Origin of the sequence: Roseateles paludis (genome assembly GCF_039872745.1) — a bacterium.
Lineage (GTDB): Bacteria > Pseudomonadota > Gammaproteobacteria > Burkholderiales > Burkholderiaceae_C > Pelomonas > Pelomonas paludis.
This window is the reverse complement of the sequence record NZ_JBDPZD010000007.1, coordinates 83,693-110,423: the sequence shown is the minus strand read 5'-3', so window position 1 is coordinate 110,423 and position 26,731 is coordinate 83,693. Positions and strand designations below refer to the sequence as shown.

Sequence of the window (26,731 nt, the reverse complement as noted above, 5' to 3'; positions counted from 1 at the left end):
CAAGAACACACGCATTCGGAGAACCATATCATGCGCACCTGCTACGCCGGCCAAGTCAGCGAGAAGCTGCTCGATCAAACCGTCACCCTGATGGGCTGGGCCCACCGCCGCCGCGACCATGGCGGCGTCATCTTCATCGACCTGCGCGACCGCGAAGGCCTGGTCCAGGTCGTCTGCGACCCCGACCGCCCCGACATGTTCAAGGTGGCCGAAGAAGTCCGCAACGAGTTCTGCCTCAAGGTCATCGGCAAGGTCCGCGCCCGTCCGGCCGGCACCGAGAACGCCAACCTCGTCTCCGGCAAGGTCGAGCTGCTCTGCCATGAGCTCGAAGTGCTCAACCCCTCGGTGACGCCGCCCTTCCAGCTCGACGACGACAACCTCTCCGAGACCACGCGCCTCACCCACCGCGTGCTGGACCTGCGCCGCCCCGTGATGCAGAAGAACATGATGCTGCGCTACCGCGTGGCCATGCTGGTGCGCAACTACCTGGACAAGCTCGGCTTCGTCGACATCGAGACCCCGATGCTGACCAAGAGCACACCCGAAGGCGCGCGCGACTACCTCGTGCCCAGCCGCGTCCATGACGGCATGTTCTTCGCGCTGCCGCAGTCGCCCCAGCTCTTCAAGCAGCTGCTGATGGTCTCGGGCTTTGACCGCTACTACCAGATCACCAAGTGCTTCCGCGACGAGGACCTGCGCGCCGACCGCCAGCCCGAGTTCACGCAGATCGATATCGAGACGAGCTTCCTCACCGAGCAGGAAATTCGCACGATGTTCGAGGGCATGATCCGCCACGTCTTCCAGGAGGCCATGGGCGTGGACCTGGGCGAGTACCCGGTCATGACCTACTCGGAGGCCATGTTCCGCTTCGGTTCCGACAAGCCCGACTTGCGCGTCATGCTCGAGTTCACCGAGCTGACCGATGCGATGAAGACGGTGGACTTCAAGGTCTTCAGCGGCCCGGCCACCACCCCCGGTGGCCGCGTGGTGGCCCTGCGCGTGCCTGGTGGCGGCGCGATGAGCCGCGGTGAGATCGACGCCTACACCGAGTTCGTCAAGATCTACGGCGCCAAGGGCCTGGCCTGGATCAAGGTCAACGAGATTGCCAAGGGCCGTGAGGGCCTGCAGTCGCCCATCGTCAAGAACATCCACGACGAAGCCATTGCCGAGATCCTCAAGCGCACCGGCGCGAAGGACGGCGACCTGCTCTTCTTCGGTGCCGACAAGGCCAAGGTCGTCAACGACGCCATCGGCGCCCTGCGCCTCAAGGTCGGCCACAGCGATTTCGGCAAGGCCAACGGCCTCTTTGAAGACCGCTGGGCCCCGCTGTGGCTGGTGGACTTCCCGATGTTCGAACACGACGAGGAAGGTGGCCGCTGGAACGCCGTGCACCACCCCTTCACCGCGCCCAAGGACGGCCACGAGGACTACATGTCCACCGACCCCGGCAAGTGCGTGGCCAAGGCCTACGACATGGTGCTCAACGGCTGGGAGCTGGGCGGTGGTTCGGTGCGTATCCACCGCGCCGACGTGCAGGCCAAGGTCTTCGAGGCCCTGAACATCAGCGCCGAAGACCAACGCGTCAAGTTCGGCTTCCTGCTCGACGCGCTGCAGTACGGCGCGCCCCCGCACGGTGGTCTGGCCTTTGGCCTGGACCGCATCGTCACCATGATGACCAAGGCCGAGTCCATCCGCGACGTGATCGCCTTCCCCAAGACCCAGCGCGCCCAGTGCCTGCTGACCGGCGCCCCCAGCCATGTGGACGAGAAGCAACTGCGCGAGCTGCACATCCGCCTGCGCAACGCGGGCGCCGCCGCCTGAGCATTGCGTCCCGCTCTGCATCCCTGAAACCCCGCTGCGGCGGGGTTTTTCGTTGGGGCCGGCGGACTGGCCGCAGGCGTGCGTGCCGCTATGCTGGCGCTTATGCCTGAGGCCACGCCGTTCAAGATCCCCGAGTCCGTTCTCGTCGTCATCCACACGCCAGAGTTGCAGGTCCTGCTGATCGAGCGCGCTGACCACCCGGGCTACTGGCAGAGCGTGACGGGCTCGCTGGACCAACCCGACGAGGCGCTGGCCGAGGCCGCGTGGCGCGAGGTGCGCGAGGAAACCGGCTTTGCGGCCGGCACGCTGCGCGACTGGGGCCTGGCCAACATCTACGAGATCTACCCGCACTGGCGCCACCGCTATGCGCCCGGCGTGACGCAGAACACCGAGCATGTGTTTGGGCTGTGCCTGCCGCAGGCGGACACGCCGCGCCTCAGCCCGCGTGAGCACACCGCCTTTGTGTGGCTGCCATACCAAGAGGCCGCCGACCGCTGCTTCTCGCCGTCCAACGCCGAGGCCATCCTGCAACTGCCGCGCTACACGCCCGGCGCATCCGTTCAAGCTCGCTGACCTTGAGACCCTTTCGCCGCACCACCGTCGCCGTGCCGGCCAGCCTGCAGGGGCCCAGCCTGCGGGTGGCCACCTACAACATCCACAAGGGCGTGCGCGGCCTCGGGCCGGCCAAGCGCCTGGAGATCCACAACCTGGCCATGGGCGTGCAGGCGCTGGACGCCGACCTCGTCTTCCTGCAGGAGGTGCGGCACTTCCACCACGGGCATGCGGTGGACTTTGAGCGCACCTGGTTTGGCTGGCCCAAGGAGGGGCAGGCCGAGTTCCTGGCGCCGCACGGCTACGAGGCCGCCTACCGCACCAATGCCGTGACCAAGGGCGGCGAGCATGGCAATGCGCTGCTGTCGCGCTGGCCGCTGGGCGACGTGGGCCACCACGACGTGTCGGACCACGCCTTCGAGCAGCGCGGCCTGCTGCACGTGCCGGTGCGCTGGCAGGGGGCCGATGTGCACGCCATCGTCGTCCACCTGGGCTTGCTGCATGGCGGCCGCGTGCGCCAGGTGCAGCGCCTGGCCAGCTACATCGAGCGCGAGGTGCCGTCCGGTGAGCCGCTGATCGTGGCCGGCGACTTCAATGACTGGGGCGAGCGCCTGGATGGCCTCATGCGCGGCTGCGGCCTGCGCCGTGCGGTGGCACCGGGGCGGCACCGGGCGGCCACCTTCCCGTCCAGCCTGCCCATCTTCTCGCTCGACCGCGTCTACACGCGCGGCCTGCGCTGCGTGGGCTTGCAGGTGCCGCGCGGCCCGAGCTGGGCGCGCATGTCTGACCATCTGCCCCTGCTGGTGGATCTGCAGCTCGAATGAGCCTCGCCCCCGCCTGGCTGATCCCCGCCGAGCTCTCGGGCGGCAATGAGGCCCGGCTGCTGCGCGGCGGTGATGCGCTCTTCCCGCGCATGCTGGCGGCGGTGGACGCAGCGCAGCGCGAGGTCTGGGTGGCCACCTACATCTTTCACCACGACGAAACCGGCCTGCGCCTGTGCGCGCGCCTGGTGGCAGCGGCGCGGCGGGGCGTCAAGGTCTGTGTGGTGGTGGACGGCTTTGGCAGCAAGGACAGTCTCGGCGCGCTGCACCGCGAGTTCGAAGGCAGCGGTGTGGCCTTTGCGGTGTTCCGGCCGCTGGACCGCTGGTGGCGCTGGCTGCAGCCGGGCCAATTGCGCCGCCTGCACCAGAAGCTCTGCGTGGTGGATGGCGAGCAAGGCTTTGTCGGCGGCATCAACCTCATTGACGACCGCATCGACCTGCACCACGGCGCCAGTGATGCGCCCCGGCTCGACTTCGCCGTGGAGCTGCGCGGCCCCGTGGTGCAGGCCGTGGGCCAGGCCGCCCGCGCGGTCTGGACGCGCGCCTGGCTGGGCCGCGACGTGGGCGAGGAGCTGCTGGCACTGGCACGCGGCCCTGCACGTCTGGTGCGGGCCGCGTCGCTGTGGCGGCGTGTGCACATGCCGCGCGGCCAGAGCCGGCTGAGCCACCCCTTGCCGCCCGTGCGCGCTGCCTTTGTGCTGCGCGACAACCTGCGCCAGCGCCGCACCATCGAGCGCGCCTATGTGGACGCCATCAGCCGGGCGCAAAGCACGGTGGACCTGGTCTGCCCCTACTTCTACCCCGGCCAGCGCATCCGCCGCGCGCTGCGCCAGGCCGCGCAGCGCGGCGTGCGCGTGCGCTTGCTGCTGCAGGGCAAGGTGGACTACCGGCTGGCCGCGTTGGCCGCCCAGGCCCTGTATGCCGAGCTGCTGGAGCATGGCGTCGAGATCTACGAATACCAGCCCGCCTTCCTGCACGCCAAGGTGGCTGTGGTGGACGACCAGTGGGCCACGGTGGGCTCGTCCAACATCGACCCGCTCTCGCTGCTGCTCAACCTGGAAGCCAATGTCGTGCTGCTGGACGGCCGCTTTGCCGAGCAGCTGCGCGCCGAAATCGAGAGCGCGCAGGCCGAGGCCCGGCAGGTCACCACGCCGCCGCACACCGGCTGGCGCGCCTTGTTGGGCCGCGCCTGGGTGGCCTGGATCGCGCACGTCTACCTGCGTGTGGCCGGCGCTGCCGGCCGATACTGAACCTCATGGCCAAGCCCGCTGCCGACCCGCACTATCTGCGCATCAAGACCCACCTGAAGGAGGGCATGGCCAGCGGCCGCTGGGAGGCGGGTGACCTGCTCCCGAGCGAGGGCCAGCTGACCATGCGCTTCAAGATCAGCCGCATGACGGCCAACCGCGCGCTGCGCGAGCTGGAGCAGGAGGGCTTGATCGAGCGCGTGCAGGGCGTGGGCAGCTTTGTGGCCCAGCTGCACCGCGCGCCGGCCGTGGTGCAGGTGCGCGAGGTGGCCGATGTGATCGCCGCGCGTGGCGGCCAGCATGATTGGGTGGTGCAGCGCACCGAGCGCGCCCGCGCCAGCGCCCAGCAGGCGGCCGAGCTGGGCCTCAAGCGCGGTGCGCCGGTGTTTGTGGCCGTGGTGGTGCACCGCGACAGCGGGGCGCCGCTGCAGGTCGAGACCTTGGTCGTGAACCCCCAGGTCGCGCCCGAATTTTTGGCGCAGGACTTCAGCCTGCAGCAGCCGGCTGCTTACCTGCAGGACGTGGCGCCGCTGTCCTCGTCACGCACCTTGGTCGAAGCTGCCTTGCCCAGCGAAGACGACGCCCGCTGGCTGGCCGTGCCGCGTCGCTCGCCCTGCCTGGTGGTGCGTCGCATCCACTACAGCCGGGGCCTGGCCGTGGCCACCTCTCGCTGGGTGCACCCCGGCGCACGCTTGCAGTTGCACGGCGTGTTTGGCGCGGGCACCTAGTCTTCAGCCCTCCAGGCGCATGCGCAGCCGGCCCACCTCGGTGCCGCGCCAGTTGCGCATCACCGGGGCCGCCAGCCGCTGCAGCAGCGTGGCCGCATCGCCGCTGGGGCGCAGCAGGCGCAGCGCAAGCTGGGCCATCACCGCCTCAGCCGCACGGCTGGCGCCATCGTCGATTTTGAGCGCCAGTCCGAGGCCAAGCTCGGGCAGGCTGGCGCAGTAGACGCCTTCAGCGCCCACCTTGCAGCACAGCCGCTCGCCCAGGGCTTGCATCACCTCGGTGTCAAAGCGGTCGGTGCCGCCCACCATGAAGGGCGCCTGGGCCACGGCCCGGCGCAGCCGCGCGGCGGCGCTGGCGACGTCAGGCGGCAGCCCGCTGCCCGTGCCCACGCGCGCAAAGGCCAGCGCCAGCGCGCGCAAGGGCAGGGCGTAGGTGGGGATGGAGCAGCCGTCGATGCCACGCGGCGCGCGGGCCAGGTCCTGCCCGGTGGCCACCTCCAGCGCGTGCGTGACCTCGCGCATCACCGGGTGCTCGGGCGCCACGTAGCCGCGCGCGAAGCCAGCCCGGTTGGCGGCACCCGACTGATGGCCGAGATGGCAAGCCAGGCACAGAAAGCCGCAGTGCTTGCCCGAGCAGTTGTTGTGCAGCGGGCCGGCCACCTCGCCCCGGGCCACCAGCGCCCGTAACACGGGCTCGCGCGCAGGCCACTGCGTGCCGCATTCCAGGTGCTCGGCCGACAGATCCAGGCGCGTTAGCCAGCCCTGTGCCGTGGCCACATGCGCGGGCTCGCCGCTGTGCGAGGCGCAGGCCAGGGCCAGCTCGGCATCGCTCAGGGCAAAGGCATCGGCCGCGCCACTGGTCACCAGGGGCAGTGCCTGCAGCAGTTTGACGGCCGAGCGCGGGAAGACCGGGCGATCGATGTCGCCCCAGGCCGTGTGAAGCGCGCCAGCCGCGTCCACCACGGCGAGGGCGCCCAGGTGGCGCGACTCGACGGTCTCGCCCCGCAGCACCTCCACCACCACCGGCTCACCCGTCACCAATCCCATGCTCGCCTCCGGCATATGCAAATGCGAATAATTCGCATTAGAATGTGGTCCATCCAGCTTTTGGCACCCAGTGTCGCCCTTCACCGCCATGGAACGCTCGCACTTTCAACCGTCCGCTCGCCTTGCCCACCCGCTGCGCCGTGCGCTACTGGGGGCGGCTCTGTCCGTGGGCCTGGCCGCGCCGGCCTTGGCCGCCGACGTCGAGATGCTGCTGGTGATCAAGGACCACCGCTTCGAGCCGGCCGAACTCAAGGTGCCCGCCGGCCAGCGCGTGAAGCTGATCGTGCACAACCAGGACAAGACGCCCGAGGAGTTCGAGAGCAAGTCGCTCAACCGCGAGAAGGTCATCCCCGGCGGCGGCAAGGCGACCATCTTCATCGGGCCGCTCAAGCCGGGCCGCTATGGCTTCTTCGGCGAGTTCAACGAGAAGACGGCGCAGGGCGTGGTCGTCGCCGAGTGAAGGAGCAGGGCGCATGTTCTCGGCCGCTTTGATCGTTTTCCGGGAGAGCCTGGAGGCCGCGCTCTTCGTGGGCATCGTGGCGGCCGCCACGCGGGGTTTGGCCGGACGTTCGCGCTGGCTGGCGACGGGCGTGGGCCTGGGTGTCGTCGGCGCTGCGTTGCTGGCCCTGCTGGCCGGGCGCATCAGCGAGGCCTTCGACGGCATCGGGCAGGACCTGGTCACCATCGGCATCCTGGCCACGGCGCTGGCCATGCTGCTCTGGCACTGCCTGTGGGTATCGACCCACTCGCAGCAGATGGTGCGCGAGGCTCGCCAGCTGGGCAGCAGCGTGAACGCCGGGCAGCGCCGGCCCTGGGCACTGATTGGCGCGGTGGCGCTGGCCGTGTTGCGCGAGGGCGCCGAGACGGTGCTCTTCGTCGCAGGCTCGGCCACCGATGAAGGCGGTGCGCTGGCCCCCGGCGTGCTGGGTGCCGGCACCGTGGGCCTGCTGGCCGGCGTGGCGCTGGGCTGGCTGGTCTACGCCGGGCTGAGCCGCATCCCCGTGCGCCACCTCTTCACGGCCACCAATGCGCTGATCGCGCTGCTGGCGGCATCGATTGCCAGCCAGCTGATGCGGGCGCTGGCCCAGGCTGGCCTGCTGCAGCGCTGGGTGGACCCGCTGTGGGACACCTCGCACTGGCTGTCGCCGGACTCGGCCGTGGGCACCCTGGCCCATGCCCTGGTGGGCTACGACGCCCAGCCCTCGGGTGCGCAGTTCATGGCCTATGTGGCCGTGATCACGCTGATCGTGGTGGGCACCCGTCTTCAGCAAGCCAAGACTCGCTGAACGGCGAAGCGATATTGGGGGCGCGCCCGCTTGCGCTTGGCCGCCGACGCGGTAGCCTGTGGGCTAGCGCTATCCACCTCTGTCAGAGCGGTGGGTGCGCCCGTCTCACCCTCAAGGATTCCGCGCCATGCCTGCTGCCCAGCCCACGCCCGACCGCTTCCTCCCTGACGACCGTTTTGCCGGCACCCTGGTGGGCCGCGCCTGGCGCCCAGACGCTGACGGGCCGTCCCTCGTGGCGCTGCGGGCCGATGGCGTCTATGACCTGAGCCGCCACTTCGCCACCATGAGTGCGCTGCTGGAAGAGGCCGACCCCGCCGCCACCGTGAAAGCCCTGGCCGGCGAGCGGCTCGGCAGTGTCGAGGCCCTGCTGGCCAACAGCGACGAAGCCAGCCGCGACGCGACCCAGCCCTACTTCCTCGCCCCTTGCGACCTGCAGGTCGTCAAGGCGGCGGGCGTCACCTTTGCCAACAGCATGCTCGAGCGTGTGATCGAAGAGCAGGCCAAGGGCGACCCCGCCAAGGCCGACGCCATCCGCGCCCAGGTGGTCGCCCAGATCGGAGCCGACCTCTCCACCATCAAGCCCGGCTCCGAGCAGGCCATGCGCCTCAAGGCCGTGCTGCAAAAGCAGGGCCTGTGGTCGCAGTACCTGGAGGTCGGCATCGGGCCCGATGCCGAGGTCTTCAGCAAGGCACCGGTGCTCTCCAGCGTCGGGACCGGGGCCGACATCGGCGTGCGCTCCGACTCCAGCTGGAACAACCCCGAGCCCGAGGTGGTGCTGGCGGTCAGCAGCACGGGCCGCATCGTCGGCGCGGCGCTGGGCAACGATGTGAACCTGCGCGACCTCGAAGGCCGTAGCGCGCTGCTGCTCTCCAAGGCCAAGGACAACAACGCCTCTTGTGCCATCGGGCCTTTCATTCGCCTCTTCGATGCCAGCTTCAACCTCGACGACGTGCGCCGCGCCGAGGTGGAACTGCGCGTCGAAGGTGACGACGGCTTCGTGATGGTCGGCCACAACCTGATGAGCCGCATCAGCCGTGACCCGGCCGACATCGTCGAGCAGGTGCTGGCCGCACACCAGTATCCGGACGGCTTCATGCTCTTCCTCGGCACGCTGTTCGCGCCCACGCAGGACCGTGACCACCCGGGCGGTGGCTTCACGCACAAGCTGGGCGACCGGGTCTCGATCCGCAGCAGCCGGTTTGGCGAGCTGTGCAACCGCGTCACTCACAGCGAGACCGCCGCGCCCTGGCGCTTTGGCCTGCGCGCGCTGATGAGCAATTTGGCCCGTCGCGGCCTGGTGTGATTACCCGGGGCAGCAGGGCTGCCCGCTTGGGCCACAATCGCCGCCGCCCGCGTGTTGTGCGGGCCTCTCTATCGACAGGAAGCATGAACAAGACCGATCTGATCAGCCATCTCGCCAGCAAGCACGAAGTCAGCAAGGCCGAAGCCGGCCGCATCGTTGAAACCCTGCTGGATGCCATCGTCACCACCGTCAAAAAGGGCGACACGGTGTCCATCCCCGGCTTTGGCAGCTTCAAGCAGCACGCCCGCGCCGCACGCACTGGCGTGAACCCCTCCACCGGCGACAAGATCAAGATCGCCGCCGCCAAGCTGCCCAAGTTCAGCCCCGGTGCTGGCTTCAAGGCCGCCGTGGATCCCAAGGCCGCTGCCCGCAAGGCCGCTGCCAAGCCTGCTGCTAAGGTCGCCAAGGCTGCCAAGCCCGCCGCCAAGGCCAAGGGCAAGAAGTAATCAGGGTCACGCGTCGTGACGGCTTGGGTGCGCAGCACCCGCCGTTGCGGCCCGTGAGGAAAGCATTCACGTGAGCACGCGTAGCAGCAGTCCCACCATCGTCGACGTCGCCCGCCAGGCCGGCGTGTCCATCAAGACGGTCTCCCGCGTGCTCAACCAAGAGCCCGGCGTCCACGAGGAAACGCGCGCCGAGGTGCTGCGCGTGGTCAAGGCCCTGCGCTACCGGCCCAAGCAGTCGGCCCGCAGCCTCGCTGGCGGTCGCTCCTTCCTGCTGGGCCTGCTCTATTACGACCCGAGTGCCGCCTTCGTCGGCCGCGTGCAGCAAGGCGCCACCTTGCACTGCCGCGAGGTGGGCTACCACCTGGTTGTCGAGTCGCTGCACCACGACACGCGCGACCTCCAGGAGCAGGTCGAGCGCATGGTCATGACCCTGCGCCCCGACGGCATGATCCTGACGCCGCCACTGTGCGACAGCCGGGAAGTGCTGGACGCCTTGCGCGAGAGCGACACACCCTTCGTGCAGATCTCGCCTGAGCGTGACCTGCCCGACGCACCCTCGCTGCGCATGGACGACATCCGCGCCGCCGAGGACATGACCAACCTGCTCATCAGCCTGGGTCATGAACGCATCGCCTTCATCAAGGGCGCGCCCGACCAGATCGCCAGCGCCCACCGCTACCAGGGCTACCTGGACGCGCTGCGCGCCCACGGCCTGCAGCCTGACGCCCAGCTCATTCAGCAGGGCTCCTTCTCGTTCGACACCGGCCGCGAGGCTGCGCACCAGTTGCTGAGCCGCACGCTGCGGCCCACGGCGGTGTTCGCATCGAACGACGACATGGCCCTGGGCGTGCTCGCGGCAGCGCAGCGGCTCGGGCTGTCGGTGCCGGGTGACCTGTCGGTCGCCGGCTTTGATGATTCCCCGCCCGCCGCCCTGGTCTGGCCGGCGCTGACGACCGTGCGCCAACCCGTGTCCGAAATGGCCAGCCTCGCTGTTGACCTGCTCGTGCGCCGCCGCAGTGATCCGGCCGCCGAGCCCGTGCACCGCGTGCTGCCTTTCGAGCTCGTCGTGCGCGACTCCACCGCTGTGCGCCGTCGCGGCTGAGCGCCGCTGCAAGGGCCGCTGCGAGCGGCCTTGCTATGGGTATTCCCGCAGAGCGTGGTATGGCTGACGCATGTCGGCGTCAACTCGGTCAGACCCCCTGTGCACAGCCCTTAAGCTCCGGCTCCGGCACGCGTGATTTTTCACACGAGGGGCAGCTCTTGCAGTGAGGATTCACAGTGTCGCGGTTGGCGCCCTGCATTTTTTTGGCGACCATCCGGCTCCCGGGGCGATTCCCGCTGCGGGATCTTGGTCGCGAGCCCTCAATGCAGGACAAGAAATCGGATCCGTTGATCGACGTCAGCCAGTTGCAGGTGGGGATGTTCATCCACCTCGACCTGGGTTGGATGTCCCACCCCTTCCCGCTGTCCAGCTTCAAGATCGCTTCAAGTGACCAGCTTGTCACTTTGCGCCGGCTCGGCCTGACCCAGGTGCGCTGGAGCCCGGCCAAGAGCGATCTCGGCTTTCAGGACTCCTCCACCGCTGCGACGGCTGCAGCGATCTCGCCGGACCCGGCCGACCTGCCAAACCAACCCACGCCCGCCGACCTCGCCCGTGAGGCCCACAAGCGCGCGCTCGCCGCGCAGCGGGACGCGCTGGCCCTGTGCCAGCAGCAGTACGGCGAAGCTGCTGCGGCGTTCCGCCAGGTCGTTGATGCCGTCTCGACTCGCCCCAGCCATGCCCGCGAGCAGGCCCAGGCGCTGACCGCCGCCATGCTCGACAAGATGCTGGTCGAGGGCGACCTCAATCTGCGCCTGCTGAACGAAGCAGCTGGCGACCGGCACACCGCCCACTCGCTCAACGTCAGCATCATTGCCTTGCTGCTGGGCCGTGCCTTCGGCCTCGGGCGCGACGAAATGATGGACCTTGGTGTCGGGGCCCTGCTGCACGACGTCGGCAAGATCGACATCGCCCCGCGCCTGCGTCACCGCGATGACAGCTTCACCAGTGCCGAGTTGCAGGCCTACCAGCAGCACGTCACCAAGGGTGTGGCACTCGGCCAGTCCATGGGCCTGACACCCGGCCCTTTGCTCATCATTGCCCAGCACCACGAGCACGCTGACGGCTCCGGCTTCCCCCAGCGCATCACCGCCGACCGCATGAGCGCTGGGGCCCGCATCGTCGCCTTGGTCAACCGCTTTGACGGGCTGTGCAACCCACTGCTTGCGTCCAAGGCAATGACGCCGCACGAGGCGCTGTCCCTCATGTTCGCGCAGGGCCGCAACCGCTTTGACTCGACCATGTTGAACGCCTTCATCCGCATGATGGGCGTCTACCCACCCGGTTCGGCCGTGCAGTTGACCGACGACCGCTTTGCGCTCGTCACCTCGGTCAACCCCTCGCGCCCGCTCAAGCCCCGCGTTCTCGTGCACGACCCCAAGATCGCGCGCGAAGAGGCCTTGACCCTGAACCTTGAGGACACGCCCGACGTGGGCATCCGGCGCAGTCTCAAGCCCGAAGCTCTGCCTCGGGCTGCGCTGGACTACCTCAGCCCGCGCTCACGCGTCGCGTATTTCTTTGACAGCGTTGACTCCAGCGGCTACTCGGAGGCCGCTGCGTGACATCCCCAGAGCCTCGCCGCCCGGGACACTCGGCGGCCGAGGCATTGCTTGATGGGCTGCCGGAGCCCGCCTGGTTGGTCGATGGCCAGAGCCGGATGGTTTCGGCGGTCAATCGGCCCGCCTTGCGCCTGCTGGGCTTGCGCGAGGACCAGGTCGTCGGTTTCGCGCCGCAGGCCCTGTGCACCACGCCGGAGGATGAGGTCTTCTGGCACAGCGCCGCGCACGACCCCGAGGCGCGCCTGCGCTCCGACACCGTGCTGCACCACTCAGACGGCCGACCGCTCTGGGTCAGTCGCAGCGTCAGCCCCGTGGCCCTGCCTGATGGCGAGCGTTTTTGGCTGGTGCTGCTGCACGACCAGACCCGCCGTCGCCGCGCCGAGGCCGAGCGCGAAGGCCTGCTGGCCGAACTGCGCGCCACGCTCGAATCCACCGCCGACGGCATCCTCGTGACCGACCTCTCGGGCCGGGTGCGCAGCTTCAACCGCCGCTTCGTGCAGATCTGGGAATTGCCCGGTGGCCATTTGCACGAGCCCGGCGATGCCGGCCTGTGGCTGAGCCTGCAGCGCCTGCTGTCCGACGGCGACCTGTACCGCCGTCGCATCGATGCCCTGCTGAGCGAGCCGCTGACGCGCAGCACCGACACCCTGCACCTGGCCGATGGCCGCGTGCTGGAGCAAGTCTCGCTGCCGCAGATCAGCCGGGGCGAGGCCATCGGCCGCGTGTTCTCCTTCCGGGACCTGAGCGAGAAGATCGCCGCTCACCAGCGCATCGAGGAGTTGGCGCGTGTCGATGTGCTCACCGGCGCACCGAACCGGCGGGCGCTGTGCGACCTGATGGCCCGGCAGATCGAGCGCAAGGGTCAGCCCTTTGCGCTGCTCCACATCGACCTGGACCGCTTCAAGCAGATCAACGACACCTTCGGTGCCAGCTATGGCGATCGCGTGCTGCGCGACGTGGCCGAGCGCCTGCGCGCCGGCTTCGGCATGGACGACGTGCTGGCGCGGCTGGGGGCTGACGAGTTTGCGCTGCTGATCGAAAACGCCGAAGTGCGCGAGGCCGAGGCGGCCGCGCGGCGCATCGAGCAGCAGCTGGCGGCACCGTTCAGCTTCGACAGCCTCAGCTTCACCGTCACCGCGTCCTGCGGCATTGCCCTCTACCCTCGCGACGGCGACACGCCCGACGTCCTGATGGCCAGTGCCGAGCGTGCCATGCACTGGGTCAAGGAGAGCGGCCGCGCGGGCTTCCGCTTCGATGTGCCGCGGCGCGACGTGGACCTGCTCTCGCGCATGCGGCTCGATCACGCCATGCGCCAGGCGCTCGAGTTCGGGCAGTTCAGGCTCAGCTTCCAGCCCCAGGTCGAGGTCGGCAGCCGCCGCGTCATTGGTGCCGAGGCGCTGCTGCGCTGGCGTGACCCGGTGCGCGGCGAGATTGCGCCGGCCGATTTCATCCCCCTGGCCGAACAGAGTGGCTTCATCGTGCCGCTGGGCGACTGGGTGCTGCGCGAGGCCGTGATGCAGGCGGCCGAGTGGCTGCGGCAGGGCCTGCGCATGCCCATCGCCGTCAACGTCTCGGCCTTGCAGTTCCAGCAACCGCAATTCATCGAAGGCGTGGCCGCCGCGCTGCGCATGGCCGGCCTGCCGCCCGGACTGCTGGAGCTGGAACTGACTGAGTCCGTGCTGGTCGGCGATGCCGACGAGTGCCTGCGCCGCATGCGTGCGCTGGCCAGCCTGGGCGTGGCGCTGTCCATCGACGACTTCGGCACTGGCTATTCCAGCCTGGCCTACCTCAAGCGCTTCCCCATTCAGCGCCTCAAGATCGACCGCAGCTTCGTGCAAGGCCTGCCGGGCGACGCCAGCGACGCCGGCATCGTCAATGCCATCGTGCAGGTGGGCCGGGCGCTCAATCTGCAGGTCATTGCCGAGGGCGTCGAGCGCGAAGCGCAGCGTGATTTCCTGGCTCGCGCCGGCTGCCACGAATTCCAGGGCTATCTGTACGCGCCACCGCTGACGGCGGCCGAGTTTGAAGAGCGCGTGCGCCCGCGCCGGGCCGTCGAAGACGATGCGCCAGCCTCCGGCTGGTTGGGGCTTGCCAGCACGGGCTGACAATGAGCGCATGCTCATTCGATTCAAGTCCCCCGTCGCCGCCGATGTCTTGATGCTGGGCGACAACGCCCAGCAACTCCTGCGCTTGGTGGGCCGCGAAGGGCAGCTCAAGGGCATCTTCGAAGTCGATGACCAGCCCCACATCATTGAGCTGCTGGACGCCGCCGTGGCTGCCGAGGCTCAGGCTGCAGAAGCGGCCGCTGATGCGGGAGGCAAGGCACCGGCCCGGCCGCTAGTCAGCCTGCGCCAGCGCGTGTGGCCGCTGCGCGAGATGCTGCACCAGGCCCACCGCGAGCGCGTCGCCGTCGTCTGGGGCGTCTGATGAGTCCGGCGCGCATCACCCGCCTGCTGGTGATCCGGCATGGCGAGACGCTCTGGAACCGTGAAGGCCGGATCCAGGGCCATATCAACATCCCGCTCAGCCCGCTCGGGCTGTTGCAGGCCGAGCGCCTGGCCGAGGCCCTGCGTGACGAGGCCGTTGACGCCGTCTACAGCAGCGATCTGCAACGCGCCCAGCAAACCGCCGCTGCGCTGGCGCTAGGGCGGCCGCTGGAGGTACAGGCGTCGGTGGCGCTCCGCGAACGGCATTTCGGCACCTTCGAGGGCCTGACCTGGGAGGAGATCCATGCCCGTGATCCCGACAGCGCCGTGCGCTGGAAGCGTCGCGAGCCCGAATTTCGCGTCGGCGGCGGTGAATCCCTCGTCGAGCTTCAGGCTCGCTGCGTTGGCGAGCTGACGCGTATCGCCCGGCTGCACCCCGGTGCTCAGGTGGCCATCATTGCCCACGGCGGGGTGCTCGATTGTTTTTACCGCGCGGCCGTGGGCTTGCCATTGGCTGCGGCACGCAGTTGGGTGATGGGCAATGCCAGCATCAACCGCCTGCTTTTCGCGGACGGGCAGTTCAGCCTGGTCGGATGGAACGACGATCAGCACCTCACCGGCCTGGGCTCGGCCGACGATGGCCTGGCGGCTCCGCCGCGCCCAACATGACAGTTCTGTTGCGATTTCGCGTCGTGGGGGTCTATTCGGGCAATCCCTCCCTCATATACTGATTTGAACCCCCTGTCTGGTGGTTCCCCTAGGGCCATCGATAACTCAGTAAAGGCACCCGATGAAGAAGTTTGCAATTGCCGCGCTTGTATCTGTTGTTGCTGTTCCGGCATTCGCACAGACCGTGACCCTCTGGGGTCGCTTCAACACCACCGTTGAAAGTGTCAAGACCGGCTCCGCCGACCGCGTCGTCAAGGTCAATAGCAACAGCTCGCGCCTTGGCTTCAAGGGCATGGAAGACCTGGGTGGTGGCCTGAAGGCAGCCTTCCAGCTGGAGCATGGCTTTGACTCCGACACCGGCAACTCCAACGCCGGCACCCAGTTCTGGGGCCGTGCCTCCAACGTCAGCCTGATCGGCAACTTCGGTGAAGTCCGCCTCGGCCGCTGGATCCCGGGCTCGTACTTCGCCACCGTGGACTACGTGAGCATGCACAACCATGACACGGGCACCTCGGCCGACGCGCTGGCTTCGGAAGGCACGATGTTCAACCCGCGCAGCAACAAGGTGGGCTACTTCACGCCCAAGCTTGGCAACTTCAGCGCCGAGTTCGACATCCACGCTGGTGAAGGCGTCGATGCCCGCGCCTACGACTTGTCTGTCAACTACGACAACGGCCCGGTCCACTACGGCTTCGGTTACAGCAAGCAAGGCACCCAGAAGCAGTACGCCATTCGCGGCCTGTACCAATTGGGCGCCTTCACCTTCGGCGGCTACTACCAGCGCGAAACCGAAGACACCTTCAAGGCCAATCCTGATCGTGACATCGGCCGTGTCTCGGTGATGTACACGACGGGCCCGTCCGAGTTCCATGTGAACGTCGGCGGCACCAAGGCGGGTGGCAGCTTTGGCGCCTACGGCGGCAAGCAGTACACCTTCGGCTACAACTACAACCTGAGCAAGCGCACCAAGGTTTACGGCTACTACACCGCCGTGGACCGCACCGCCCCGAACTCGGTCGGTGACTCCAGCTCGCTGGCTGCTGGTCTGCGCCACAACTTCTGATTCCCGGGCAGGTCCTGCCCCAGCAAAAAGCGCCCCTCGGGGCGCCTTTTTTTTTCAGGCGTCGAAGAGGTCGCTGCCTCGGCTGGCTGGCGGCGCCAAACCCAGGTGGCGGTAGGCGGCCAGGGTGGCGATGCGGCCGCGCGGGGTGCGCTGAAGGTAGCCCTGCTGAATCAGGTAGGGCTCGATCACGTCTTCAATCGTCCCGCTCTCTTCACCGATGGCGGCGGCCACGTTGTCGAGCCCGACCGGCCCGCCATCAAAGCGGTGGATGACGGCTTCCAGCAGCTTGCGGTCCATCAGGTCGAAGCCCTGGGGGTCGACGTCCAGCATGGCCAGCGCGCGGTCTGCCAGCTCGGCCACGATGCGCCCGTCGCCCTTGACCTCGGCAAAGTCTCGGACGCGGCGCAGCAGGCGGTTGGCAATGCGCGGCGTGCCGCGTGAGCGCTTGGCAATCTCCAGGGCGCCGGCGGCATCGATGCTGGCGCCCAGCAACTGGGCCGAGCGCGTGACGATGCGCTGCAACTCTTCCGGCGTGTAGAACTCCAGCCGCGCGACGATGCCGAAGCGGTCGCGCAGCGGGTTGGTCAGCATGCCGGCCCGCGTGGTGGCGCCCACCAGGGTGAAGGGCTGCAGGTCGAGCTTGATGGAACGGGCCGCCGGGCCCTCGCCGATCATGATGTCGATCTGGTAGTCCTCCAGCGCCGGGTAGAGGATTTCTTCGACGACCGGGCTGAGGCGGTGGATCTCGTCGATGAAGAGCACATCGTTGCGCTCCAGATTGGTCAGGATGGCTGCCAGGTCCTTGGGCTTTTCGAGCACGGGCCCCGAGGTCTGGCGCAGGTTGACGCCGAGCTCGGCTGCAATGATGTGCGAGAGCGTGGTCTTGCCCAGCCCCGGCGGGCCGAACAGCAGCACATGGTCCAGCGCCTCGCCGCGTTTGCTGGCGGCGCCGATGAAGATCTCCAACTGCTCGCGCGCCTTGGTCTGGCCCACGTATTCGTCGAGCAGCTTGGGCCGCAGCGCGCGTTCCATGGCCTCTTCGCGCGGGGAGCTGGGGGCGGCACTCACCAGGCGTGGGCTGGCGGGCGCGAAGTCGTCGGTCTGGATGCTCATCAGGACAGCTTCTTGAGGGCCAGCTTGATGCCCTCGCTCACGCCCACATCGGTGGGCAAGTTCTTGAGTGCCGATCCTGCGTCCTTCTCGCTGTAGCCGAGCGCGATCAGGGCCTGCAGGATGTCAGCCTGCGCCGCGTTACCGACGCTGACCGGGACACCCAGGTCGGCACCAAGCTTGCCGCGCAGCTCCAGCAGCAGCCGTTCGGCCGTCTTCTTGCCGACGCCAGGCACCTTGGTCAGCCGCCCGGCATCTTGGGCGGTCACGGCCTGCGAGAGTTCGGAAACCGAGAGCCCGGACAGCAGGCCCAGCGCCATCTTGGGGCCGATGCCGCTGATGCGGATCAGTTGGCGGAAGGTCGTGCGTTCTTCGCTCGTCAGGAAGCCGAAGAGCTGATGCGCATCCTCGCGGATGCTGAGGTGGGTCAGCAGGACGGTGCGCGCACCGAGCGCGCCCAGGTTGTAGAAAGTGCTCATCGGCACGTCGAGCTCGTAGCCGACGCCCGCGACATCGATCAGGACCTGGGGGGGAGATTTCTCGGCAATGACGCCACTGAGTCGACCGATCATCAGCCCATTATCTGGGCCCCGTCGGTTTTGTTGGCCTCAGTTCCGACCGAACAAACCCAGGCGTTGGGCTTCGAGCGCCGCCTCGGCGCGCGAGCTCACGTTGAGCTTGCGGTAGATCTGCTTGACGTAGTCAGCGATCGTGTGACGCGACAGACCCAGCTGCACGCCGATCTCGGGCAGGGTGAAGCCCTTGGCCACGCGCAGCAGCACTTCGCTCTCGCGCTCGGTCAGCGAGACCTCGTGCAGGAGCGCGGCCGACGAGGCCTGCGGCTTGGCGTGGGCGGCAAAGTAGGCAATCACCTTGCGAGCGATGGAGGGCGACAGCGGCGGCTCGCCCTGGCTCATGCGCTGCAACTGCTCGACCAGCAGTTCGCGCGACTGTTCCTTCAGCAGGTAGCCAAAGGCGCCGGCCTGCAGCGCGGGGAAGAGGTGCTCGTCGTCGTCGTGGATGGTGACGATGACGGATTGAACTTCGGGCTGCTTCTCGCGCAAGGCGGCTACCACATCCACGCCGGAGCCGTCGGGCAGGCCCAGGTCCAGCAAGGCCAGCGTGAAGCGCTCGGTGTTGACGGCGGCCAGCGCGTCCTGGACGCGTGAGCACTCGGTCACGTGGGCGTTGGCGAACACCTGCTTCACCAGTGCCTTCAACCAGGCCCGGATCTCCGGGATGTCTTCGAGCAGCAGGATGTGGTTCATGGGCAGACCTTTGGAATCACAGCGGAATGGTGAGACGTATGACGGTACCCCAACCCGGCCCGGATTCAACCAGGCACTGGCCATGCATTTGCTTGGCGCGAGACTTCATGCTCGCCATTCCGTGTCCGCGATCGAGCCGGCCGTCCAATTCGGCGGGGATGCCGTGGCCGTTGTCCTGCACGGTCAGGATGAAATCGCCTTCCTGGACCGCGCAGCTGATGGTGGCGTGCGTGGCCCCGCTGTGCTTGATGATGTTGCTGACCGACTCGCGCAGGATGCGGGTTGTCTGGACGTAGGAGCGCGCTTGCAGGGTCTGGGTGATCTCGTCGGTGGGCGACTTCCACTCGGCCAGGATGTTGGCTTGGCCCAGGCGCAGCACCACCTCGGCACGCCAGTCGCCCAGCGCGTCGATCAGGTGCACGGGCTTGCCGGTCAGGCCGCGCACCGACAGGCGCATTTCCTCCAGCGCCTCGCGCGCCAGGGTCGAGATGCGGGCGGACTCGCTGGTGTGCACGATGGTCAGCAGCTTGGCCCCGAGGTCGTCGTGCAGGTCAGCGGCAATGCGCTTGCGTTCGCGCTCGGTCACCTGCTCGAGCTTCTGCTCGGCCAGCTTGGCGTGCTGGCGCTCGACCTCGGCAATGCGCTCCTGCATGCGCTGCTCGGCGGCCGCCACGCGGCGCTCGGCATCCAGCCGGCTGCGGGCCACGCAGGCGATGGCATCCAGCCCCAGCCCCAGCATGGCCAGCGGCAGCAGCAGGCCCAGCCAGGGCAGGGAGATCCACCACAGATGAACGTCCGTCCAGGACAGCGCCAGTTCGGCCAGCAGGGCCAGCATCGTAGGCACCAACAGGACGGTCAGCAGCCGGAAGTCGGGGTGCGGGCAGGCCAATCGGGTTTCGGCCACCGGGTCGGCGCGCCAGCGGCGCCAGCGCTGCGCCAGCACCCAGGCCATGGCCGCCACCAGCTCCAGCACCAGCACGCTGTGCCAGAGCCGTGCCAGGGCCTCGACCTCACCGCCCGACAGCAGCAGGCTCAAGGGCACCACCAGGCACTGGATCAGCAGCGCGTGGGTCACGTGCTCCTGCTGGGTATTGATCTGGCGCAGCAGGTACTGCACGCCGCACAGCACCAGCAGGGTCATCAGCAGCGGGCGCAGGCCCAGGGCCGTGGGGCCGCTGCCGGCGCGTAGCAAAACCCAGCTCAGCATCATCCCGGCCAGGAAGAGGCTGCCCTGCTGGTTGCGCTGCACCAGCGACAGCATGCCGAGTGCCAGCGCCACGCCGAGCAGCATGGCGGCGAGCCAGGCTTGTGCGCCGGTGGCCCAGGCCATGGCGGCGCTCACCGGCGCGGACACCGGCTCAAGGCCAGCCGCGCAGGCCATGCCCCCAACCAGCGCGAGCAGCGCGGTCGTGCAGCATCGTTTGGGCATGTACGCCATCAAGCCGGACCCCATGGGAGCGCGATTGTGCGTGAGCTTGCACCCTGGCCGGGATCGAAAAATCCAGGGTGCCGCCGGCATCCGTGCATGTGCCGCATCGGCTGCGCGAAAATGCGCCCCTTTCGTCAGCGTCCAGCCCAGCCCCATGTCGTCTGCCCTCCTGCAATCCTCCCTGACCTCCTTGCCCCTGCTTGGCCGCGGCAAGGTGCGTGAGAACTACGCGGTGGGTGACGACCGCATCCTGATGATCGCCAGCGACCGGCTGTCGGCCTTCGACGTCATCATGGGCGAGCCCATCCCGGGCAAGGGCGCGCTGCTCACGCGCATGGCGCTGTTCTGGTTCGACAAGCTGGCCGGCATCGTGCCCAACCACCTGACGGGCGACGACCCGTTGTCCGTCGTCACGCCGGCAGAGCGTGACCAGGTCGAAGGGCGGGCCATGCTGGTCAAGCGCCTCAAGCCCCTGCCCGTCGAGGCCGTCGTGCGCGGCTACCTGGCCGGCAGCGGCTGGGCCGAGTATCAAAAGTCGGGTTCCGTCTGCGGCGTACCCCTGCCGCCCGGGCTGCGCAATGCCGACAAGCTGCCGGCGCCCATCTTCACGCCAGCCACCAAGGCCGAACAGGGCGAGCACGACGAAAACATCGCCTTCGAGCGCATGGTCGAGATCATCGGCGCCGACCTCGCCACCCGCATCCGCGACGTCTCCATCCAGCTCTACCAGCGGGCGGCCGACTATGCGCTGACCAAGGGCATCATCATTGCCGACACCAAATTCGAGTTCGGCCTCGATGCCGACGGCACGCTCACGCTGATGGACGAAGTGCTGACGCCCGACTCCTCGCGCTACTGGCCGGTCGAGAGCTACGCCCCGGGCCGCAACCCGCCCAGCTACGACAAGCAGTTCGTGCGCGACTGGCTGGAGCAGGCCACGGTCGACGGCAAGCCCTGGGGCAAGACAGCGCCCGCGCCCGCGCTGCCGGCCGAGGTCATTGCCCGCACCGTCGAGAAGTACCAGGAAGCCCTGACCCGCCTCACCTCATGACCCAGCTGCGCAGCCGCCTCGCTCAGCGCCTGGAAGCCGAGATCGCGGCCTGGGCAACCTTACCCGGGCGGGTGGCTGGCTTGCAGGTGCAGCGCTGCCTGCTGCTGGCGCGCCATGGGCGCGAGCAGGAGGCCCGTACCGAGATGGGACGCCTCTACCAACGCTCGCTGGTGCAGCCGCGCGCCGAGCTGACGGCTTGGCTGCATCTGGCCGAAGGGGTGCTGGCCTTCTACGCCGGCCACCTGCCGCTGGCCCATCTGCGTGTGCAGCGCGCTCAGGACATGGCCGAGGCCGCAGCCGTGGCCGACCTGCTGCCCTGGAGCCTCGCGTGGCGGGCGCACCTAGAGGTCGTCGCACGCCGGCCGGCGCTGGTTGCCGCCGCTGCGCAGCAGGCCCTGGCCAGCCCGCAGGCCGACGCCGGGGTGCGCTACCGGGCGGCCACGGCCGTGGCCCTGGCCTGGAGCGTCAGCCAGGACCCGGTCGCTGTCGAGTGGTTCACTTTCGCGCGCCAGCAATGCCTGATCGATGGTGACGACGCCGCCTTGGCCGCCTTGCTTTACAACCAGACCCAGGTGCGCGCGCTGCGCATCCGCATTGACGCGTTGCGCGGCCGGCCGGGCGAGGCGCCGTCGGCCTTGCTCAGCGTGGATTCGGTCAGCCACTTCGATGCCGCCGTGGGCGGTACCGCCCGCTCTGAGCTGACGCCCCTGGTGCGTGCCCAGTTGCTGCTGGTGCAGGGCCAGGTGGCCGAGGCCCGTCGCGTGCTCGAATCCCAGCTCCCGGCCTTGATGGCAGCGGGGCTGTCCCACATCGGCCACAGCCTGCTGGCCGACCTGGCGTGGTGCTGTGTCGAGGTGGGCGAAACCGCGCGTGCCCGTGCGCTGGCCGAGTCGGCGGCGCTGGAGCTGCGTGTCGAGGCCCCTGACGGCTGCGACATCGAAGACCGCGCTGCCGCCCATGCGCGCTTGGCCGACGTGCATCAACGCCTGGGCGAACAAGACAGCGCCGCCCGACATCGTGCGGCGGCCGAGCAGGCCTGGGTGGCCTTTGACCAGCATCGGGCTGACTGGGTGCAGGCCCTGGAGGCCGCCGGGCTGCGGGCGCTGCCGGCCGCAGCCGGCACCATCACACGCTGAGCGGCCGCCGCGTCAGAACAGCGCCATTGAGAGCTTGCGCCGGTACTGGTCGATCACCGGGTCGCTCTGCACGGCCACGGCCTTGCCCGCGAGTTCGATGCCGCCGCTCTTGGGCGCATCCGCCGCCGACTTGACCGGCGGCTTGGTCAACAGCTCCAGGATGGCCACATAGGTCTTGCGCGCCGCCTGGTCGTTCCAGGCCTTGTCGCGCATGATGATTTCGAGCAGTTCGTCCATGGCTTCGGTGAAGCGCTGGCCGGCCAGATGGTGCCGGGCCAGTGCAAACCGGGCGTCAAAGTCGCGCTTGTTGGCGGCAATGGCGGCCTGCAGCGCGGCGGGGTCAGCGGCGGGCGCTTCGGTGGCGGTCAGCCAGACGGCCAAGGCCGCCAGGCGTGGGTTCGGGGTGAGCGTGTCGGCCGCCTTGGCCGCGACGGGCTCAAAGGCCTCCCGCGCCGCCGCCACCTTGCCCGCTTCGAGCAGGATCTTGACGAGGTCAAAGCGCGCGACGTCGTTGCCCGGGTCGGTCTGCAGCGCGTGCTGCAGCTTGCCAACGGCGGCCTCCAGGCTGCCTTCCGCTGCCAGCCCCTCAGCTTCAGCCACCTCGGCCTCGGCCTCCAGCGCCGCGCCTTCGGGCACGTGCTTGTCCAGGAAGCTGCGGATCTGCGCCTCGGGCAGGGCGCCCACGAAGCCATCCACCGGCTGGCCGTCCACGAACATCACGCAAAAAGGGATGCTGCGCACGCCAAACATCTGGCTCAACTGTGTGGCGATCTCGGGCACCTCGTCGCTGTTCAGCTTGGCAAGCGTGAAGCGGCCGGCGTAGTCCAGCTCCAGCTTCTCCAGCACCGGGCCGAGCGTCTTGCAGGGGCCGCACCAGGGTGCCCAGATGTCCAGCAGCACCGGTTGCTGCTGGGACGCGAGGATCAGTTCGGCTTCGAAGTTCTGGAGGGTGATGTCGATCATGGTCGGGGCAGATGGAGGGGCGGCTCCTACAATTCAAGGCTTCGTTCAGCCGCCGTGGAGGCCCTCTTTGTCAAACCCAGTGAACTCGAACCCGGACGCCCTGGTGGGCATCGTGATGGGCTCCAGCAGCGACTGGGAGACGATGAAACTGGCGGCTGAGATTCTCACCGAGTTCAATGTCCCCTTTGAGGCACGGGTGGTCTCGGCCCACCGCATGCCCGACGAAATGTTCGCCTACGCCGAAGCGGCGGCCACGCGTGGGCTCAAGGCCATCATTGCCGGCGCTGGCGGCGCGGCCCACCTGCCCGGCATGCTGGCCGCCAAGACGCCCGTGCCCGTGCTCGGCGTGCCGGTGGCCAGCCGCCACCTGCAGGGCGTGGACAGCCTGCACTCCATCGTCCAGATGCCCAAGGGCATCCCCGTGGCCACCTTCGCCATCGGCGCCGCCGGCGCGGCCAATGCAGCGCTCTTTGCCGTGGCCATGCTGGCCAATGAAAGCCCCGATCTACGCACCCGGCTGCTGGCCTTCCGGCGCGAGCAGACCGAAATTGCCCGTGGCATGAGCGAGGCGCTCAAGTGACGCCCCTGCTCCCGGGCAGCGCCACCCTGGGCGTGCTGGGCGGCGGCCAGCTGGGCCGCATGTTCGTGCAGGCCGCGCACTCACTGGGCTACCGCTGCGTGGTGCTCGACCCCGACAAAGCCAGCCCCGCCGGTGCCGTGGCCGACCAGCACCTGTGTGCCGACTACCTCGACTCCTTCGGCCTCGCCCAGCTGGCGCGTGACTGCGACGCCATCACCACCGAGTTCGAGAACGTGCCCGCCATCGCGCTTGAAACCCTGGCCGGCATGCGTTTCGTCGCGCCCAGCGGCGAGTGCGTCGCGGTCTGCCAGGACCGCGCGGTCGAGAAGGCCCACTTCGAGAAGGCCGGCGTGGCCTGCGCGCCCCATGCCGTCATCACCAACGAGATCGAGCTGGCGGCCATCGACCCCGCCTTGCTGCCCGGCATCCTCAAGACCAGCCGCATGGGCTACGACGGCAAAGGCCAGGTGCGCGTGCGCACGCCCGGCGAGCTGACCGCCGCCTGGCAGCGCCTCGGCCAGGTGCCCTGCGTGCTGGAGCAACTGTTGCCGCTGGCGGCCGAGCTGTCGGTCATCGTCGTGCGTGGGGCCGATGGCGCCATCGTCAATTTCCCCGTGCAGCAAAACCTGCACCGTGACGGCATCCTTGCCGTCACCGAGGTGCCCGCCATCGGCGTCGACGCCGCGCTGCAGCAGCAGGCCGTGGCCAGCGCCCGCCAGGTGGCCGAGGCCATGGGCTATGTGGGCGTGCTGTGCATCGAGTTCTTCCTGCTGCAGGACGGCCGCCTCGTCGTCAACGAGATGGCGCCGCGCCCGCACAACTCGGGCCACTACACGCTCGACGGCTGCGATGTCTCGCAGTTCGAGATGCAGGTGCGCGCCATGACCGGCCTGCCGCTGGTGCCGCCGCGCCTGGTGCAGGCCAGCGTGATGCTCAATTTGCTGGGCGACCTGTGGTTCCGCGGCGGCGAGGGCCCGCAGACGCCCGACTGGGCCGCCGTGCTGGCCCTGCCCGGCGCGCATCTGCACCTCTACGGCAAGGCCGAGGCCCGCCCTGGCCGCAAGATGGGCCACCTCAATTTGACGGCCGACACGCCCGAGGCAGCGCGTGCGGTGGCGGCGCAGGCCGCCGCCATCCTGGGCCTGCCCTTCTAGCCATGCTGCTGGCTGGTGTCGAGCCCGCTTCGATCAGTGCGGCTGCCGAGTGCCTGGCGGCCGGGCGGCTGCTCGGCCTGCCGACCGAAACGGTCTACGGCCTTGCGGCCCGAGCCGACGACGACGCGGCCGTGGCCGGCATCTTTGCCGCCAAGGGCCGCCCGGCCGACCACCCGCTGATCGTCCATGTGCTGGACGCCGAGGCCGCCGTGCCCTTTGCCGCCGAGCTGCCCGAGAGCGCCCGCCGCCTGATGGCCGTCTTCTGGCCGGGGCCCCTGACCGTCATCGTGCCGCGCCGCCCCGGTGTGGCCACGGCCGCCGCGGGCGGGGCCGACACCCTGGCCCTGCGCGCGCCGGCCCACCCTGTGGCTCGTGCCGTGCTGGCGGCCGCCGCCGCGCTGGGCGTGCATGGTGTGGCCGCACCCAGCGCCAACCGTTTCGGGCGTGTCAGCCCCACGCTCGCCCAGCATGTGGTCGATGAATTCGGCCCCGAGTTGCTGGTGCTGGACGGCGGCGCCTGCGATGTGGGCATCGAGTCCAGCATCGTGGACTGCAGTGGCCCGCACCCGGTGCTGCTGCGCCCCGGCCAGATCGAGCCTGGTCGCATCGAGGCGGCGCTGGGCCAGCCCCTGGCCCCGCCGGGCGAGCGGGCGGTGCGTGCCCCCGGCACGCTGGCGGCCCACTACGCGCCGCGTGCCACCGTCCGCCTCTTTACCTCGGCGCAACTACAAAGCCGCCTGGCCGACACCCGTGCCCAAGGGCTGGCCGAGGGCCTGGCGGTATATTCCCGGCTCGCTCCGGCGCCTGCGGCGGGGCTGATCCTGCGGCCCATGCCGCTCGATGCCGCGCAAGCGGCCCACGAACTGTTTGCCACCTTGCGCGAGCTGGATGCCCAGGGCGCTCGCGAGATCTGGGTCGAGGCGCCCCCGCCCGACCCCGCCTGGGATGGCGTGCGCGATCGCCTGAGTCGTGCCGCTGCCACATTCACCGACGCTGATTGATGCTCCCCATGTTCCGCGCTTTCCCCTTCCGTCGTTCGTCAGCCGTGATCCTGGCTCTGGCGGCTCTGTTGGCGTCCTGTGGCGGCAGCAGCAGCAGCAACACCTCGTCGAACCAGGTCGAGCCCTTCAAGCCCAATCGCATCATCAGCTTCGGTGATGAGACGAGCGCCATCCTGACCGACGGCCGGCACTTTGGCGTCAACGGCCTCAACCCCGACACTCGTCAGTTCGACTGCACGCAGAACCCGACCTGGAACCAGCAACTGGCCAGCACTTTCGGCATGATCTACGCGCAGTGCAACCCGTACGGCCTGGCGGTTCCGCAGGGCAAGTTGTTTGCCGAAGCCGGCTACCGCGTGGCGGATGTCAGCGACAAGCTGGACCAGTTTCTCGCTGACGACCACCTCGGCCCCAAGGACCTGGTGACCTTCCTCGTCGGCATGAACGACGTGATCGAGATCTACCGCCAGTTCCCGGCGCAGAACCGCGACTCGCTGATTGCCGAAGCCAAGGCTCGCGGCACCCGTCTGGCGGATTTGATCAACCGCATCGCCAATGCCAATGGCCGCGTCATCGTCTCGACGATCTACGACATGGGCCTCACCCCCTTCGCGCTGACGGAGAAGGAAAACCGGACGGACGTGGACCGGGCCGTGCTGCTCGACGATCTGAGCCAGGCCTTCAACACGGCGCTGCGCGTGCGGCTGCTGAACGACGGGCGCTATATCGGCCTCGTGCTGGCCGACGAAACCGTGCAGCAGATGGCGCGTTTCCCCTACGCCTTCGGGCTGGCCAATGTGTCGCAGGGTGCCTGCCGCGCCAATGTCTCGGCGCAGTCGTGCAGCACCGACACCCTGCTCGCTGACGCCGCGATCTCCACCTGGCTCTGGGCCACGGACACGCTGCTGACCCCGAGCGTGCAGTCACGCATCGGCCAGATCGCGATCCAGCGGGCGCACAACAACCCGTTCTAAA

Annotated in this window: 27 protein-coding genes; 21 read left to right on the top strand and 6 right to left on the bottom strand. The window is 68.7% G+C overall.

What is annotated here, in order from left to right; translation table 11 throughout:
• Positions 1-30 precede the first annotated feature (30 nt).
• From aspS to hutC, 5 genes are all read left to right on the top strand, one after another.
• Positions 31-1,821 carry an aspartate--tRNA ligase gene (gene aspS / locus ABDJ85_RS18700; RefSeq protein ID WP_347706322.1) on the top strand — a complete coding sequence of 597 codons (1,791 nt, stop codon included), beginning with the start codon at positions 31-33 and terminating at the stop codon, positions 1,819-1,821.
• Between the two features lie 102 nt (positions 1,822-1,923).
• Entirely contained in the window at positions 1,924-2,394 is a 471-nt protein-coding gene (gene nudB, locus ABDJ85_RS18695; protein ID WP_347706321.1) for a dihydroneopterin triphosphate diphosphatase, read from the top strand.
• 2 nt (positions 2,395-2,396) lie between these two features.
• On the top strand, positions 2,397-3,197 hold the full coding sequence (locus ABDJ85_RS18690; protein WP_347706320.1) for an endonuclease/exonuclease/phosphatase family protein: 801 nt from the start codon (positions 2,397-2,399) through the stop codon (positions 3,195-3,197).
• Positions 3,194-4,444, top strand: coding sequence for a cardiolipin synthase ClsB (gene clsB / locus ABDJ85_RS18685; protein WP_347706319.1), 1,251 nt, complete (start codon positions 3,194-3,196; stop codon positions 4,442-4,444). The genes ABDJ85_RS18690 and clsB overlap by 4 nt, the downstream gene beginning before the upstream one ends.
• Positions 4,445-4,449: 5 nt before the next feature.
• Positions 4,450-5,169: a histidine utilization transcriptional repressor HutC gene (gene hutC, locus ABDJ85_RS18680; RefSeq protein WP_347706318.1), complete on the top strand. Its 720-nt coding sequence runs from the start codon at positions 4,450-4,452 to the stop codon at positions 5,167-5,169.
• A 3-nt stretch (positions 5,170-5,172) separates the two neighbouring features.
• On the opposite strand, the gene ABDJ85_RS18675 is transcribed toward hutC, so the two are convergent.
• Positions 5,173-6,213, bottom strand: a complete 1,041-nt coding sequence (locus ABDJ85_RS18675) for an asparaginase (RefSeq protein ID WP_347706317.1) — start codon at positions 6,211-6,213, stop codon at positions 5,173-5,175.
• Positions 6,214-6,301: 88 nt separating this feature from the next.
• On the opposite strand from ABDJ85_RS18675, the gene ABDJ85_RS18670 reads away from it, so the two are divergent.
• The 10 genes from ABDJ85_RS18670 (at position 6,302) to ABDJ85_RS18625 (ending at position 16,064) form a co-directional block, all read left to right on the top strand.
• A complete protein-coding gene (locus tag ABDJ85_RS18670) occupies positions 6,302-6,673 on the top strand; it encodes a cupredoxin domain-containing protein (RefSeq protein WP_347706316.1) in 372 nt (123 codons plus the stop codon).
• Between the two features lie 13 nt (positions 6,674-6,686).
• Complete coding sequence (locus tag ABDJ85_RS18665; RefSeq protein ID WP_347706315.1) at positions 6,687-7,499, top strand: FTR1 family iron permease; 813 nt, start codon at positions 6,687-6,689, stop codon at positions 7,497-7,499.
• A 127-nt stretch (positions 7,500-7,626) separates the two neighbouring features.
• Entirely contained in the window at positions 7,627-8,802 is a 1,176-nt protein-coding gene (locus tag ABDJ85_RS18660; RefSeq protein WP_347706314.1) for a fumarylacetoacetate hydrolase family protein, read from the top strand.
• Positions 8,803-8,885: 83 nt separating this feature from the next.
• Positions 8,886-9,248 (top strand): HU family DNA-binding protein, encoded by a 363-nt coding sequence (locus ABDJ85_RS18655; protein WP_347706313.1) that lies wholly within the window; start codon positions 8,886-8,888, stop codon positions 9,246-9,248.
• A 70-nt stretch (positions 9,249-9,318) separates the two neighbouring features.
• Positions 9,319-10,350 carry a LacI family DNA-binding transcriptional regulator gene (locus ABDJ85_RS18650; protein ID WP_347706312.1) on the top strand — a complete coding sequence of 344 codons (1,032 nt, stop codon included), beginning with the start codon at positions 9,319-9,321 and terminating at the stop codon, positions 10,348-10,350.
• Positions 10,351-10,613: 263 nt separating this feature from the next.
• A complete protein-coding gene (locus ABDJ85_RS18645; protein ID WP_347706311.1) occupies positions 10,614-11,909 on the top strand; it encodes a cyclic di-GMP phosphodiesterase in 1,296 nt (431 codons plus the stop codon).
• Positions 11,906-14,011, top strand: coding sequence for a putative bifunctional diguanylate cyclase/phosphodiesterase (locus ABDJ85_RS18640; protein ID WP_347706310.1), 2,106 nt, complete (start codon positions 11,906-11,908; stop codon positions 14,009-14,011). Before ABDJ85_RS18645 ends, ABDJ85_RS18640 begins: the two co-directional genes overlap by 4 nt.
• Positions 14,012-14,021: 10 nt before the next feature.
• Entirely contained in the window at positions 14,022-14,333 is a 312-nt protein-coding gene (locus tag ABDJ85_RS18635; RefSeq protein ID WP_347706309.1) for a DUF1840 domain-containing protein, read from the top strand.
• On the top strand, positions 14,333-15,001 hold the full coding sequence (locus ABDJ85_RS18630; RefSeq protein ID WP_347706308.1) for a histidine phosphatase family protein: 669 nt from the start codon (positions 14,333-14,335) through the stop codon (positions 14,999-15,001). Before ABDJ85_RS18635 ends, ABDJ85_RS18630 begins: the two co-directional genes overlap by 1 nt.
• A gap of 121 nt (positions 15,002-15,122) precedes the next feature.
• Positions 15,123-16,064 (top strand): porin, encoded by a 942-nt coding sequence (locus ABDJ85_RS18625; RefSeq protein WP_347706307.1) that lies wholly within the window; start codon positions 15,123-15,125, stop codon positions 16,062-16,064.
• 54 nt (positions 16,065-16,118) lie between these two features.
• Here the strand turns inward: ABDJ85_RS18625 and ruvB are convergent, their stop codons facing one another.
• Genes ruvB through ABDJ85_RS18605 form a run of 4 tightly spaced genes read right to left on the bottom strand, consistent with a single transcriptional unit; the run spans position 16,119 to position 19,871 of the window.
• The gene (gene ruvB / locus ABDJ85_RS18620; protein WP_347706306.1) at positions 16,119-17,177 is read right to left on the bottom strand and encodes a Holliday junction branch migration DNA helicase RuvB; all 1,059 of its coding nucleotides are present in this window, start codon (positions 17,175-17,177) and stop codon (positions 16,119-16,121) included.
• A complete protein-coding gene (gene ruvA, locus ABDJ85_RS18615; RefSeq protein ID WP_347706305.1) occupies positions 17,177-17,746 on the bottom strand; it encodes a Holliday junction branch migration protein RuvA in 570 nt (189 codons plus the stop codon). The genes ruvB and ruvA overlap by 1 nt, the downstream gene beginning before the upstream one ends.
• Positions 17,747-17,782: 36 nt before the next feature.
• Complete coding sequence (locus tag ABDJ85_RS18610; protein ID WP_347706304.1) at positions 17,783-18,442, bottom strand: response regulator; 660 nt, start codon at positions 18,440-18,442, stop codon at positions 17,783-17,785.
• A 16-nt stretch (positions 18,443-18,458) separates the two neighbouring features.
• Positions 18,459-19,871, bottom strand: coding sequence for a sensor histidine kinase (locus ABDJ85_RS18605; RefSeq protein ID WP_347706303.1), 1,413 nt, complete (start codon positions 19,869-19,871; stop codon positions 18,459-18,461).
• Positions 19,872-20,025: 154 nt separating this feature from the next.
• Here ABDJ85_RS18605 and ABDJ85_RS18600 point away from each other — a divergent pair, with 154 nt between their 5' ends.
• Entirely contained in the window at positions 20,026-20,922 is an 897-nt protein-coding gene (locus ABDJ85_RS18600; RefSeq protein ID WP_347706302.1) for a phosphoribosylaminoimidazolesuccinocarboxamide synthase, read from the top strand.
• Positions 20,919-22,058: a hypothetical protein gene (locus ABDJ85_RS18595; protein ID WP_347706301.1), complete on the top strand. Its 1,140-nt coding sequence runs from the start codon at positions 20,919-20,921 to the stop codon at positions 22,056-22,058. The genes ABDJ85_RS18600 and ABDJ85_RS18595 overlap by 4 nt, the downstream gene beginning before the upstream one ends.
• Positions 22,059-22,070: 12 nt before the next feature.
• Here ABDJ85_RS18595 and ABDJ85_RS18590 read toward each other — a convergent pair whose 3' ends face one another.
• Positions 22,071-23,021: a tetratricopeptide repeat protein gene (locus ABDJ85_RS18590; RefSeq protein ID WP_347706300.1), complete on the bottom strand. Its 951-nt coding sequence runs from the start codon at positions 23,019-23,021 to the stop codon at positions 22,071-22,073.
• Between the two features lie 115 nt (positions 23,022-23,136).
• Here ABDJ85_RS18590 and purE point away from each other — a divergent pair, with 115 nt between their 5' ends.
• The 4 genes from purE to ABDJ85_RS18570 are packed head-to-tail and all read left to right on the top strand — an operon-like array spanning position 23,137 to position 26,730.
• Positions 23,137-23,601 (top strand): 5-(carboxyamino)imidazole ribonucleotide mutase, encoded by a 465-nt coding sequence (gene purE, locus ABDJ85_RS18585; protein WP_347706337.1) that lies wholly within the window; start codon positions 23,137-23,139, stop codon positions 23,599-23,601.
• The gene (locus tag ABDJ85_RS18580; RefSeq protein WP_347706299.1) at positions 23,598-24,755 is read left to right on the top strand and encodes a 5-(carboxyamino)imidazole ribonucleotide synthase; all 1,158 of its coding nucleotides are present in this window, start codon (positions 23,598-23,600) and stop codon (positions 24,753-24,755) included. The genes purE and ABDJ85_RS18580 overlap by 4 nt, the downstream gene beginning before the upstream one ends.
• 2 nt (positions 24,756-24,757) lie before the next feature.
• Entirely contained in the window at positions 24,758-25,756 is a 999-nt protein-coding gene (locus tag ABDJ85_RS18575; RefSeq protein ID WP_347706298.1) for an L-threonylcarbamoyladenylate synthase, read from the top strand.
• An 8-nt stretch (positions 25,757-25,764) separates the two neighbouring features.
• The gene (locus tag ABDJ85_RS18570; RefSeq protein WP_347706297.1) at positions 25,765-26,730 is read left to right on the top strand and encodes an SGNH/GDSL hydrolase family protein; all 966 of its coding nucleotides are present in this window, start codon (positions 25,765-25,767) and stop codon (positions 26,728-26,730) included.
• Position 26,731 lies beyond the last annotated feature (1 nt).